11 protein-coding genes are annotated in these 13021 nt (G+C 74.1%); 2 read left to right on the top strand and 9 right to left on the bottom strand.

Annotated features, from left to right (window positions below; translation table 11 throughout):
- Positions 1-48 precede the first annotated feature (48 nt).
- The 6 genes from ACZ5GT_RS00705 to pdhA form a co-directional block, all read right to left on the bottom strand.
- Positions 49-1155, bottom strand: coding sequence for a potassium channel family protein (locus ACZ5GT_RS00705; RefSeq protein ID WP_469012019.1), 1107 nt, complete (start codon positions 1153-1155; stop codon positions 49-51).
- Positions 1143-2600, bottom strand: coding sequence for a molybdopterin molybdotransferase MoeA (locus ACZ5GT_RS00700; RefSeq protein WP_469012017.1), 1458 nt, complete (start codon positions 2598-2600; stop codon positions 1143-1145). The genes ACZ5GT_RS00705 and ACZ5GT_RS00700 overlap by 13 nt, the downstream gene beginning before the upstream one ends.
- Complete coding sequence (locus tag ACZ5GT_RS00695) at positions 2597-3544, bottom strand: NTP transferase domain-containing protein (RefSeq protein ID WP_469012432.1); 948 nt, start codon at positions 3542-3544, stop codon at positions 2597-2599. The genes ACZ5GT_RS00700 and ACZ5GT_RS00695 overlap by 4 nt, the downstream gene beginning before the upstream one ends.
- A gap of 169 nt (positions 3545-3713) precedes the next feature.
- Positions 3714-5192, bottom strand: coding sequence for a dihydrolipoamide acetyltransferase family protein (locus ACZ5GT_RS00690; protein WP_469012015.1), 1479 nt, complete (start codon positions 5190-5192; stop codon positions 3714-3716).
- A complete protein-coding gene (locus ACZ5GT_RS00685) occupies positions 5192-6196 on the bottom strand; it encodes an alpha-ketoacid dehydrogenase subunit beta (RefSeq protein WP_469012013.1) in 1005 nt (334 codons plus the stop codon). The genes ACZ5GT_RS00690 and ACZ5GT_RS00685 overlap by 1 nt, the downstream gene beginning before the upstream one ends.
- Positions 6193-7329: a pyruvate dehydrogenase (acetyl-transferring) E1 component subunit alpha gene (gene pdhA, locus ACZ5GT_RS00680; RefSeq protein ID WP_469012011.1), complete on the bottom strand. Its 1137-nt coding sequence runs from the start codon at positions 7327-7329 to the stop codon at positions 6193-6195. Before pdhA ends, ACZ5GT_RS00685 begins: the two co-directional genes overlap by 4 nt.
- 187 nt (positions 7330-7516) lie before the next feature.
- Here pdhA and ACZ5GT_RS00675 point away from each other — a divergent pair, with 187 nt between their 5' ends.
- Positions 7517-8035, top strand: a complete 519-nt coding sequence (locus ACZ5GT_RS00675; protein ID WP_469012430.1) for an Lrp/AsnC family transcriptional regulator — start codon at positions 7517-7519, stop codon at positions 8033-8035.
- A gap of 1 nt (position 8036) precedes the next feature.
- Here ACZ5GT_RS00675 and ACZ5GT_RS00670 read toward each other — a convergent pair whose 3' ends face one another.
- Both ACZ5GT_RS00670 and ACZ5GT_RS00665 read right to left on the bottom strand, forming a co-directional pair.
- Complete coding sequence (locus tag ACZ5GT_RS00670) at positions 8037-8627, bottom strand: TetR/AcrR family transcriptional regulator (protein WP_360755075.1); 591 nt, start codon at positions 8625-8627, stop codon at positions 8037-8039.
- The gene (locus tag ACZ5GT_RS00665) at positions 8624-10141 is read right to left on the bottom strand and encodes a 3-hydroxyacyl-CoA dehydrogenase (RefSeq protein ID WP_469012006.1); all 1518 of its coding nucleotides are present in this window, start codon (positions 10139-10141) and stop codon (positions 8624-8626) included. Before ACZ5GT_RS00665 ends, ACZ5GT_RS00670 begins: the two co-directional genes overlap by 4 nt.
- Positions 10142-10301: 160 nt before the next feature.
- Between ACZ5GT_RS00665 and paaN the strand changes: the two genes are divergently transcribed.
- Positions 10302-11993 (top strand): phenylacetic acid degradation protein PaaN, encoded by a 1692-nt coding sequence (gene paaN, locus ACZ5GT_RS00660; RefSeq protein ID WP_469012004.1) that lies wholly within the window; start codon positions 10302-10304, stop codon positions 11991-11993.
- Positions 11994-12211: 218 nt separating this feature from the next.
- Here the strand turns inward: paaN and ACZ5GT_RS00655 are convergent, their stop codons facing one another.
- Positions 12212-12976 (bottom strand): TrmH family RNA methyltransferase, encoded by a 765-nt coding sequence (locus tag ACZ5GT_RS00655; RefSeq protein WP_469012003.1) that lies wholly within the window; start codon positions 12974-12976, stop codon positions 12212-12214.
- Positions 12977-13021: the final 45 nt, after the last annotated feature.

Below are 13021 nucleotides of genomic sequence, written 5' to 3'. Positions count from 1 at the left end.
GGCCGTACGACCGCCGGTGGTGACTGCGGCGGCAGGCAATGGCGATGGTCACTGCGACGGCAGGCGGCGGACGTCCGGCGCGATGTGGGTGCCCGGTGTGGCCCGCACGATGGTGATCAGCCGGTCCGTCAGCTCCAGTCCCCCGATGGCGGAGTCGTCGTAGCCGAGGACGCGGTGGCCACGGACGACACTCACCACCAGGTCGTCCAGCTCGCGCGGGCCCTTGCCCACCTCCGCCTTGGTGACCGGGCGTTCGACGATGTCGAGCCCGCTGCCCTGGTGGATCAGGTCCTCCATCACCATGCCGGCCGAGGGGCTGAGCACGGACAGGCCGAGCAGCCGGCCGGCCGCGCTGGCGCTGGTGATGACCGCGTCGGCGCCGGACTGCTTCAGCAGCGGCGCGTTCTCCTCCTCGCGTACCGCGGCGACGATCTTCGCTCCGCGGTTGAGCTGCCGTGCCGTCAGCGTCACCAGCACGGCCGTGTCGTCGCGCTGGGTGGCGACGATGACCTGCCGCGCCCGGTGCACCTCGGCGCGCTTCAGCACCTCGCTGCGCGTCCCGTCGCCGGTCACGCCCGCGTAGCCCTCGGCCGTCGCGGCGTCGATCACCTTGTTGCTCGGGTCGACCACGACGACCTGTTCCTTCCTCAGGCCCGTCGCACAGACGGTCCGGATCGCCGAGCGGCCCTTGGTGCCGAAGCCGACGACGACGGTGTGGTCGCGCAAGGTGGACCTCCAGCGGTTCAGACGCCATTCCTCACGGGTGCGTTCGGTGAGGACCTCGAGCGTGGTGCCGACCAGGATGATCAGGAACAGCACACGCAGCGGCGTGACGACGAAGATGTTCATGAGCCGGGCGCCGTCACTGACCGGGGTGATGTCGCCGTATCCGGTGGTGGAGAGGGTGACGGTGGCGTAGTAGAAGGAGTCGAGCAGGCCGACGGATTCGTCGGCGCTGTCGCGGTAGCCGTCGTGGTCGGCGTAGACGATCAGCGCCGTCACGACCAGCACCAGCAGCGCCATCACCAGCCGCTTGGTCACCTGCCGCAGCGGGCGCTCCACCACTCGTCTCGGCAGATTCACCCGATGGGTCACGAGATGTTCGTCCGCCTGGCGGGCGATCGCGTCATGGCCCGGAAGTTTCACGTGAAACACACCCCGATTCCTGCGGACGCCCACGGCAGGTCCAGCAGTTCCAGCTCCTGACCGGGACGTGCCCCGCCGGGCGGGACGACGGCCAGGGCGTCGGCCGCCGCGACGCCGCGCAGCATGGCCGGTCCGTTGTAGTGCAGCGGCACCGCACGATCGCCGCGCAGCACGACGGGGACCAGTCGGGTGTCGTACGGGTGCCCGTGCGTCGCGTCCCGCAGCGGCAGCGTGTACGGCTCCGGGGCGGGGCGTGCGGCGAGGGCGCGCAGCAGCGGCTCGGCGAGCGTGAGGAGGCCGGAGACGGCCGCCAGGGGGTTGCCGGGCAGGCCGACGAGGTGTCGGCCGTCCGCGACGCGGGCCAGCAGCATGGGGTGGCCGGGGCGGACTTTGACGCCGTCCACCAGGAGTTCGGCGCCGATGCGGTGCAGGGTGGGGTGGACGTGGTCGACGGGGCCGGAGGCGGTGCCGCCGGTGGTGACGATCAGGTCGGCGTCGGAGGCCGTGATCGCCCGGTGCAGGGCCTTCGCGTCGTCGCCGAGGCGGCGGACGGCGGTGACCTCGGCGCCGAGCGCCCGCAGCCAGGGCGGGAGCATCGGGCCGAGCGCGTCCCGGATGAGACCGTCGTGCGGCCGTCCCTCGGTGAGCAGTTCGTCGCCGAGGACCAGGACCTCGGCGCGGGGGCGGGGGACCACGGTGAGGGTGTCGTATCCGGCGGCCGCGGCGAGGCCGAGGACGGGCGGGGTCACCAGGGCGCCGGCGGGCAGGAGCCGGTCGCCGCTGCGGCACTCCTGGCCGCGGGGGCGGATGTCCTGGCCGTGCTGGACGTCGCGGGTCGCGTGCAGGCGCCCCTTGTCGTCGCTGCGGCCGTGCTCGCTGCGCAGGACGGCGGTGGTCTCCAGGGGGATGCGGGCGCCGGTGGCGATGCGCACGGCCTCGCCGTCGGTGAGGGGCTCCGGCCGCGCGTGCCCGGCGAGCACGCCCTCGTCCCGTACGTTCCAGGGTCCGGGTCCCGCGACCGCCCAGCCGTCCATCGCCGAGGTGTCGAAGGACGGCAGGTCGGTGAGGGCGTCCAGGGGAGCGGCCAGGGTGAGGCCGAGGGCCGCGTCGAGGGGGACGGAGACGAGGGCGCGGCGGGCCGCCCGGGAGCCGGCGCGGGCGGCGGTCGCACGGGCCTGCGGCCAGGGGGTGGCCCGGTGCCGGGCGTCGGCCGGGGCCGGGGCGCCGTGCCGGCCGCCCTGGGCGACGGGCGGGGTCACCCGGTGGCCGGGAGTGCCGCCGTCGGGGTTCTTCACGAGCGCCAGCACCTCCTCTACGCCCAGGTCGTCTGCTTCCTCACCGGCTCGCTCGGACCGGCCGGACTCTGCGGACCCGGCGGACTCTGCGGACCGGGAGGAGCCGGCGGACCGGGACGACTCGACGGACCGGGCGGACTTGGCGGGCCGGGCGGTCATCCGGCGTCCGGGCGGGTTTCGGGGGTGGCGTCCGGGGCCACGTCGGGTTCGCCGGCGGCGGCGTTCTTCTCGGTCTCCTCGGCCTCTTCGGCCCAGCGCAGGGCGAGGGCGGCGGCCTTCCGGGCGGCCTCCGCGACCGCCTCGGGGCCGCCCGTCCGTCGCCCGCCGTCACCCGCGCCCTCGTCCGGAGCCCCTTCTGGTCCCTGCTCGTAGACGGCCCGCGCCGCCGCGTAGCCGACGAGGAAGGTGGTCAGCGGCGCCGCCGGCCTGGCGACGCCGTGGGCGGCGTCGCGGGCGAGGTCGAGCAGGACGCCGGTGTCGACGTCGAGGTCGATGCCGAGCTCGGTCTTGACTGCGGAGATCCATTCGTCCAACACGTGCTCATGCTCCCTGATGCGTGCCCGGGCGGTGGCGATGTCTTCCCAGGTGTCGCAGTCGAACGACGCGACGGGGTCGGTGATGCGGGTGAGGTCGAGGGCGGCGGTCAGCCGGCGCAGCGGCAGCCCGTCGAGGCCGCCGTGCGCGCGGGTGAGTGCGGCCAGCTCGCGGTCCAGCGCCTTCCTGCGGTACGCGGCCACCAGGGGCTGGTCGCGGCCGTCCGCGTCGGTGAGCAGCACGCCGTCGGCGTGGTCCGCGCGCAGGGCGGCCAGCAAGCGTTCCACCGTCGCCGCCCGCAGGAACGGCAGGTCGGCGGAGAGGACGACGACGTCCTCGGCCGTGATGTGGCGCAGCCCGGCGCCGAGTGCGGCGAGCGGGCCCGCGCCGGGCGGATCCTCGCGCGTCCACCACACGGGCCGGGCGGTGGGGCGGGCTTCGGCGACGACCACGGTGGTGCGTGCCGTGGCGCAGGCGGCGAGCACGCGGTCGAGCAGCGCGCGCCCGCCGACGGGCAGGCCGGGCTTGTCCGCCCCGCCGAGCCGCCGGGCCGCGCCGCCCGCGAGCACGACGGCGTCGTACCCGGGAACGCCGTACCCGGGAACGCCGTACCCGGCGGCGTCCCGCCCGGCAGGGGTCTGCCCGGCGGGGGCGGCGGCGTCGTGCGGCTCGTGAGACGTCACCCCCCGAGTATGCGGGCCCCGGCGATCACGCGGAACGCGTGGGGGGCTTCCGCGGTCACAGGGTGCGCAGCAGGACCGCCGGCTGTTCGACGCAGTCGGCCACATACCGCAGGAAACCGCCCGCGGTGCCGCCGTCGCAGACGCGGTGGTCGAAGGTGAGCGAGAGCTGCACGACCTGGCGCACCGCCAGCTCGCCCTCGTGCACCCATGGCTTGGGGACGATGCGGCCGACGCCCAGCATGGCGGCCTCGGGGTGGTTGACGATCGGGGTGGAGCCGTCGACGCCGAACACTCCGTAGTTGTTCAGGGTGAAGGTGCCGCCGGTGAGTTCGGCGGGCGTGAGGGTGCCGGCCCGGGCCGCCTCGGTGAGCCGCGCGAACTCCGCGGTCAGCGACTCGGCGTCCCGCTCGTGCGCGTCCCGCACCACCGGCACGACCAGGCCCCGCTCGGTCTGGGCGGCGAAGCCGATGTGCACGCGATCGAGCAGGACGATCTCCCTGGCCTCCGTGTCCACGGTGGAGTTCAGCTCGGGGTGGCGGGCGAGGGCGGCGGTGCAGATGCGGGCCAGTAGGGCGATCAGGGAGATCTTCGGTCCGCCGGCGGCGTTCATCGCGCCCCGCGCACGCATCAGCTCCGTCGCGTCGGCGTCCACCCAGCAGGTGGCGTCCGGTATCTCGCGCCGGCTGCGGGAGAGCTTGTCGGCGACCGCACCGCGGATGCCCTTGAGGGGGATCCGGGTCCCGGCGGAAGCGGCGGCGGCCGGTGCGGAGGCCGGGGCCTCCGGGGTGAGGGCCGCTGCGGGAGCCGGCGTCTGGACCGGGGTGGGGCTGGGCGCGGCAGCGGCGGCGCGCAGGGCGTACTCGACGTCCGCGCGCAGGATCAGCCCGTCCGGGCCCGATCCGTTCAGCTCCCGCAGGTCCAGGCCGTTCTCCCGGGCGAGACGGCGCACGAGCGGCGAGATCACCGGCACGGGGCCGTCGGCCGGGGCGCCGTTGCCGCCGTGGTGGCCGGTGGCCGGCCGGCCTGCGCCGGGGGGCGGGGCCGTGCCGACGCCGCCGGTGCGGGCCGGGCCGTGCCCGGCCGAGGACGCGATCCGGTCGGCTGGCCCGTCGGACGCGGGGCCGGGCACCGGCTGCCGCGCGGGCGCCACGGCCGTGTGGGAGGCCGCGGGCGTCTGCGGCCGGACCCGGCGCCGGCGGGCGGGCGCCTGCGAGGTGCCGTACCCGACCAGCACGTTGCCCGAGCCCTCGGCGTGCTGCTCGCCCCCGCCGGGGGAGTCGGCGGCCGGCGCGCCCACCGCGACGGTCAGCAGGGGCGCCCCGACGGGAAGCTCCGTGCCCTCCTCGCCGAAGCGGGCGGTGACCACGCCGCCGTAGGGGCAGGGCACCTCGACCATCGCCTTGGCCGTCTCGACCTCGACGACCGGCTGGTCGATGGCGACGACGTCGCCGACCTGGACCAGCCAGCGCACGATCTGCGCCTCGGTGAGCCCCTCCCCGAGGTCGGGGAGCTTGAACTCCAGCACCTGTGCCATCAGCCCTCGGCCTCCCATTGCAGACGCGCCACGGCGTCCAGGATGCGGTCCACGCCGGGCAGGTGGTGACGCTCCAGCATCGGCGGCGGGTAGGGGATGTCGAACCCGGCCACGCGCAGCACCGGCGCCTCCAGGTGGTGGAAGCAGCGCTCCGTGACCCGGGCCGCGATCTCCCCGCCCGGTCCGCCGAACCCGCCCGACTCGTGCACGACGACCGCTCGCCCGGTCCGTCGTACCGAGGCGGAGACCGTCTCGTCGTCGAACGGCACCAGGGAGCGCAGGTCGACGACTTCCAGGTCCCAGCCCTCGGCCCGGGCCGCCTCGGCGGCTTCGAGGCAGACGGGCACCGACGGCCCGTACGTGATGAGCGTGGCGCTCCGGCCGGAGCGCCGCACCACCGCGCGGCCGATCGGTTCAACGGCTGCCGGCTCCTCGGGGTTCCAGGAGTCCTTCGACCAGTACAGGCGCTTGGGTTCGAGGAAGACCACCGGGTCGTCGGAGGCGATCGCGGCGCGCAGCAGGCCGTAGGCGTCGGCGACGGTGGCGGGCGTGACGACATGGAGCCCCGGAGTCGCCATGTAGTACGCCTCGGAGGAGTCGCTGTGGTGTTCCACGCCGCCGATGCCGCCGCCGTAGGGGACGCGGATCGTGATCGGCAGCGGCATCGTGCCGCGGGTGCGGTTGCGCATGCGGGCCACGTGCGAGACCAGCTGCTCGAACGACGGGTAGGCGAACGCGTCGAACTGCATCTCCACGACCGGGCGCAGCCCGTACATGGCCATGCCGACGGCCGTGCCGAGGATGCCGGCCTCGGCGAGCGGGGTGTCCGTGCAGCGGTGCTCGCCGAACTCCTTGGCGAGCCCGTCGGTGACCCGGAAGACGCCGCCGAGGGTGCCGACGTCCTCGCCCATCACGTGCACGCTCGGGTCGGCGGCCATGGCGTCGCGCAGCGCGCGCGTGAGGGCCTGCGCCATGGTGGCCGGCTTGAGGGCGACGGTGGTCATCGCTGGGTTCCCTCCCGCTCCGCCTCGAGCTCCGCCCGCAGCTGCGCGCGCTGTTCGCGCAGCTGCGGGGTGGGCTCGGCGTACACGTGGTCGAACAGGTCCATGGGGTCGAGCACCGGGTCCTGGTTCATGCGCTCGCGCAGGGCGGCCGCCATGGCGTCCGCGTCCTGCTTGGCGGCGCGGACGCCGTCGTCGTCGAGGAGGCCGCGCCCGGTCAGTTCGTGCTCCAGCAGGGCGATCGGGTCGTGCTCGCGCCAGGTGTCGACCTCGGCGTCGCTGCGGTAGCGGGTGGCGTCGTCGGCGTTGGTGTGGGCGTCGACCCGGTAGGTGATCGCCTCGACGAGCGTGGGGCCGCCGCCCTCGCGCGCGCGGCGCACCGCGTCGCCGAGCACCTGGTGCACGGCGAGGACGTCGTTGCCGTCGACCAGGCGACCGGGCATGCCGTAGCCGACGGCCTTGTGGGCCAGCGAGGGGGCCGCGGTCTGCTTGGCGAGCGGCACGGAGATGGCGAAGCCGTTGTTCTGCACCAGGAAGACGACCGGCGCCTGCCAGACGGCGGCGAAGTTCAGCGCCTCGTGGAAGTCGCCCTCGCTGGTGCCGCCGTCGCCGACCATGGCGAGCGCGACCACGTCGTCGCCCTTGAGGCGGGCGGCGTGCGCGAGGCCGACGGCGTGCGGGAGCTGGGTGGCGAGCGGGGTGCACAGGGGGGCCACGCGGTGCTCGCGCGGGTCGTATCCGGTGTGCCAGTCGCCGCGCAGGAGGGTCAGGGCCTCGACCGGGTCGACGCCGCGGACGACGGCGGCGAGCGTGTCCCGGTAGCTGGGGAAGAGCCAGTCGCGGTCCTGGAGGGCGAGCGCGGCGGCGACCTCGCACGCCTCCTGGCCGGTGGTGGAGGGGTAGACGGCGAGGCGGCCCTGCTTGGTGAGGGCGGTGGCCTGCGCGTTGTACCTGCGGCCGCGCACCAGCTCGGCGTACAGGCGGCGCAGCAGGGCCGGGTCGGCCTCGGCGGCCGCCTTCGTGCCGAGGACGCGGTACGGCTCCGCGTCGGGCAGCAGCGGCGCGGGGTCCGTGCGGGGCTGCCAGGCGGGCGGCGGGGACGGCCGGTAGGCACCCCGCTGCTCCATGACCGTCATGACGGAACCTCCTCGTGGGCGGTTTGCGGCACGGCACGTGTGTGACGCGCCTCACCTACCGATTGTTCGGTCGTCGGCACAGTTTGGCTACAGGGCCCTCCAGGCTGTGGACAAACGGTTCTCCACACCCTGCAATGAACGCAGGACGTCCATGGCGGGAAGGCGGGGGGACATGACACCTGAACAAATGGCCGAAGCACCGGAGGCGGACGACGCTCTGCCGCCCGCGCGGCCCGCCGATGGCGGCACCCCGCCGCCCGCGAGACCCCTCGACGCCATCGATCTGGACATCCTGCAGATACTCCAGGCCGACGGCCGCGCCTCGATACGGTCGGTCGCCGAACGGGTCCACGTCTCGCGCGCCAACGCCTACGCCCGCATCAACCGCCTCCTCGAGGACGGCGTCATCCGCGGCTTCGGCGCCCGGGTCAACCACGAACGCGCAGGTCAGGGCACGTCGGCCTACATCACCCTGAAGATCGTCCAGAACTCCTGGCGCACGGTGCGCGAACAGCTCAGGCAGCTGCCGGGGGCCTCGCACATCGCCCTGGTCGGCGGTGATTTCGACGTGCTGCTGCTGGTGCACACCTCCGACAACAAGGCGCTGCGCGAGCTGGTGCTCACCCGGCTGCAGGCCATGCCGGAGGTGCTCAGCACGCGCACGCTGCTGGTGTTCGAGGAGGAGGACCTCGAACCGCAGAGCTGACTCAGCCGGCCCGGCGCAGCCCTCCGAAGACGAGCCGCACGACCGCGTCGGCCACGTCCCGCTCGTTCATGCCCCGGCCGTCCGGCCGGTACCACTCGACGATCGAGTTGATCATCCCGAATACCAGCCGCGTGGCAAGCCGCACCTCGACGTCGCCCCGTACGTCCCCGTCGGCGGCCGCCGCCTTCAGCAGCTCGGCGACCCGGCGGTCGAACTCGCGGCGCCGCATCAGGGCCCACCGCTCGGTCTCGGTGTTGCCCCGTACGCGCAGCAGCAGCGTCACGTACGGCAGCTCGGCGATCAGCACCTCGACCATGCGCCGTACGACGTACTCCAGGCGGTCGGCAGCGCGCCCCTCGCACGCGTGCTCCTCGTCGAGGATGGCGAACAGGCCGTCCAGCGCCCGGCGCACGGCCCGCCGCAGCAGCTCCTCCTTGCCGGTGACGTGGTGGTAGATCGACGACTTGGAGATGCCGGCCGCGCGGGACAGGTGCTCCATAGAGGTGCCGTCGTAGCCGCGTTCGTTGAAGACCTGGACGGCGACGGACAGCAGCGTCTCGGGGGTGTACGTGTCGCGCTTGGCGGTGGTCATGAGGTGCCGCCCTCCCGCTTGTCGGTGGCGAAGGCGTACCGGTACAGCGCGAGCGAGGGCGCGTAGCGGCCGCGTGGGTCACGCTCGTGCAGGTCGTCCAGGAGGGAGAAGGCCCACATCCGGCCGAGTCTGCGGCTCCACTCGAAGGGGCCGAGCGGGTAGTTGACGCCCAGGCGCATCGCGGTGTCGACGTCCTCCTCGGTGGCCACGCCCTTGGCGACGGCGTCGTGCGCGAGGTCGACGATGCGGGCGACCGTGCGGGCGACGATCATGCCGGGGACGTCGCCGATGACGCTGACGTCCTTGCCCAGCGCCTGGAACAGGCCGATGGCCTCGGAGAGGGTCCGCGGGGCGGTGTCCTGGGAGGCGGAGACGGCGATGCGGGTGGCCCGGCGGTAGTCGAGGGCGAGGTCGAAGTAGACGACGTCGCGGAACTCCACGGAGGTCTGCCCGTCGGCGAGCGCCAGCTGGCCGCCGCTCGGCAGCACCAGGCGGGTGCCGTGGTCGTCGTCCTCCTCACGGACCTGGATGCCCGCCTCCCGGATCAGCGCGAGCAGTTCCCCGGCCGGGCCCAGGCCGCCCTCGGCGACGACGTACGCGGGCGGCCGGTGCTGCTCCGCGGTGTGCGGCTCGGGACGGTCGGCGCCGTCAGCGTAGTCGTACCAGCCGCGGCCGCTCTTGCGGCCGAGCCGGCCGGACTCGACCAGGCGCCGCTGCGCGAGGGAGGGCGCGAAGCGCACGTCCTGGAAGAACGACTGCCACACCGAGTGCGTGACGGACTCGTTGACGTCCTGGCCGATGAGGTCGGTCAGTTCGAAGGCGCCCATCCGGAAACCGCCGCACTCGCGCAGCACCGCGTCGATGGTGGCCGGGTCGGCGCCCTGGTCCTCGTACACCGCGAACGCCTCGGCGTAGAAGGGCCGGGCGATCCGGTTGACGATGAAACCGGGGGTGTCGGCGCAGGCCACCGGCGTCTTGCCCCAGGCGCGCGCCGTCTCGTACGCGCGCGTGGCCGAGGTGACGTCGGTGGCGAACCCGGAGACGACCTCGACCAGCGGCAGCAGCGGGGCCGGGTTGAAGAAGTGCAGGCCGACGAAGCGGCCGGGGTTGCGCAGGGCGCCGGCGATGGCCGTCACCGACAGGGAGGAGGTGTTGGTGGCGAGCAGGCAGTCCTCGCCGACGACGCCCTCCAGGTCCCGGAACAGCTCCTGCTTGACGTCGAGCCGCTCCAGCACGGCCTCCACGACGAGCGCGCAGTCGGCGAGTCCGTCGAGGCTCTCGACGGGGCTGAGCCGGGCCCGGGCCGCGTCCCGGTCGGTGCCGGTGAGCCGGTCCTTCTCGACGAGCCGGTCGAGGCGGGCGCCGATCGTGTCGGCCGCTTCCCGGGCCCGCCCGGGCACGGCGTCGTACAGCCGCACGGGGTGGCCGGCGAGCAGCGCGACCTGGGCGATGCCCTGGCCCATGGTGCCGGTGCCGACGACGGCCACGGGGCTGCTGAGGTCGAGTGCTGTCATGTGCGCGATCCTCCCGCACGGGGTTTTCCACAGATGCGGCAGGCCCCCTTGTCCCGACCGATCGTTCGGTTACTCTAACTCTCGCGGCACCGTCCCGCCCATGTTTCTGCCCAGGTCATGAGCTCAACGGAGAGTTCACAAGACGAGGAGTTGGTCCCGCATGGCCGCCGAACTGACCGCGCACGAGCTGATCGCCCAGCACCGGCCCACCCTCGACCGGGCGCTGGACGCGATCCGCACGCGCGCGTACTGGTCCCCGCACCCCGAGCACCCCAAGGCCTACGGCGAGAACGGCAGCCTGGACATGGCGGCGGGCAAGGCCGCCTTCGACGCGCTGCTCGGCACCCGTCTCGACCTCGGCCAGCCCGGCACGGACGACTGGGTCGGCGGCGAGGTCTCGCCGTACGGCATCGAGCTGGGGGTCGAGTACCCGCACGCCGACCTCGACGTGCTGCTGCCCGCGATGCGGGCCGGTCAGCGGGCCTGGCGGAACGCGGGCGCGGAGATGCGCGCGGTGGTCTGCATGGAGATCCTCAAGCGGATCAGCGACCGGACGCACGAGTTCGCGCACGCCGTCATGCACACCTCCGGCCAGGCCTTCATGATGGCCTTCCAGGCGGGCGGCCCGCACGCCCAGGACCGCGGCCTGGAGGCGGTGGCGTACGCCTACGTGGAGCAGGTCCGCACCCCGGACGCGGCGGAGTGGACCAAGCCCCAGGGCAAGCGCGACCCGCTCGCGCTCACCAAGCAGTTCGTCCCGGTGCCCCGGGGCACCGCCCTGGTCATCGGCTGCAACACCTTCCCGACGTGGAACGGGTACCCGGGCCTGTTCGCCTCGCTGGCCACCGGCAACGCGGTCCTGGTCAAGCCCCACCCGCGCGCGGTGCTGCCGCTCGCGCTCACCGTGCAGGTCGCCCGCCAGGTGCTCGCCGAGACCGGATTCGACCCCAATCTGGTGGCGCTGGCCGCGGAACGGCCCGGCGAGGGCATCGCCAGGACGCTCGCCACCCGACCCGAGATCAAGATCATCGACTACACCGGTTCGACGTCCTTCGGCGACTGGCTGGAGGCCAACGCCCGCCAGGCGCAGGTCTACACCGAGAAGGCCGGCGTCAACACGGTCGTCGTGGACTCCACTGGTGACTACAAGGGGATGCTCTCCAACCTGGCCTTCTCGCTCTCCCTCTACAGCGGCCAGATGTGCACCACCCCGCAGAACCTGCTGATCCCGCGGGACGGCATCCGCACCGACGAGGGCCCGAAGACCTTCGACGAGGTGGTCGCCGACCTCGCCCGCTCGGTCGACGGCCTGCTCGGCGACGATGCGCGCGCGAACGCCCTGCTCGGCGCCATCGTCAACCCCGACGTCAAGGCGCGCCTGGAGGCGGCCGCGGGCCTGGGCGAGGTCGCCCTGGCCTCCCGTGAGGTGAGCAACCCGGAGTTCCCGGACGCGGTGGTGCGGACGCCGGTGATCGTCCGCCTGGACGGCGCCAAGCCGGACGCCCAGGCCGTCTGCATGAGCGAGTGCTTCGGCCCCGTCTCCTTCGCCGTCGCGGTCGACTCCACGGCCGACGCGGTGGAGCTGCTGCGGCGCACGATCCGCGAGAAGGGCGCGATGACGGTCGGCGCCTACACCACCGACGCCGAGGCCGAGCAGGCGATCCAGGAGGTGTGCCTGGAGGAGGCGGCCCAGCTCTCCCTCAACCTCACCGGCGGGGTGTACGTCAACCAGACGGCCGCCTTCTCCGACTTCCACGGCTCGGGCGGCAACCCGGCGGCGAACGCGGCGCTCACCGACGGGGCGTTCGTCGCCAACCGCTTCCGGGTGGTGGAGGTGCGCCGGGAGGCGTAGGCCCGGCGGACCCGGCGGGGAAAGCTGGCCGGCTCGGCCCGGTGGGGCAGGCCGGCCCGGCCCGGCTCGGTGGGGCACTCCGGCTCGGCGGGTCAGGTCGGCCCGGTGGGGCAGGTCGGCCCGGTGGGGCAGGTCGGCCCGGTGGGGCAGGTCGGCCCGGTGGGGCAGGTCGGCCCGGTGGGGCAGGTCGGCCCGGTGGGACATTCCGGCTCGGCGGGTCAGGCAGGCTGGCCGGCGCCCGCGCTCCAGTGGTACAGCGTCATGGCCACGCTGGTGGCGAGGTTGTAGCTGGAGACCTGCGGGCGCATCGGCAGGGCGAGCAGGTGATCGGCACGCGAGCGCAGCTCCCGGGACAGCCCGCTGCGCTCCGAGCCGAAGGCGAGGACGGCGTCGTCCGGGAGCTTCACACCCCGGACGTCCTCGCCCTCCGGGTCCAGCGCGAACACCGGTCCGGCGGGCAGTTCGCCGACGGTCAGCCGTTCCACGGCGGTCGCGAAGTGCAGGCCGGCCCCGCCGCGCACCACCGTGGGATGCCAGGGGTCGAGCGTGCCGGTGGTGACGACACCGGTCGCCCCGAACCCGGCGGCCAGCCTGATCACGGCCCCCGCGTTGCCGAGGTTGCGCGGATTGTCCAGGACGACGACCGGGGCGGTGCGCGGCGTCCGCGTCAACCTCGCCAGGTTGGCCTCACGGGACGGACGTACCGCCAGGGCGGCGACCCCGGTCGGATGCGGCCGGGGCACAAGGCCGCGGTACGCCGGCTCGGGTACCTCGGCCACCAGCGCGGCCAGCGTGGGCCGCACGTCGGGGGCGAGTTCGTCGGCCAGCGCCAGCACCGCCCGCCGGTCGACGGCGACCGCCACCGGCACCTCGGCACCGAAACGCACGGCGTGCTTGAGGGCGTGGAAGCCGTCGAGCAGAACGCAGGCGTCGGCGAGCCGGTGCCAGGTGCGCAGGGGGTCGGGGGCGGCCGGATCGGTCATGGCGTGAAGCCTACGCGCGGGCGCGGCGGGGGCGACGCGGGCCCG

This window comes from Streptomyces sp. NPDC031340 (assembly GCF_055569945.1).
Note: the sequence above shows the minus strand (reverse complement) of the source record. Positions and strands in the feature narration are given on the sequence as shown.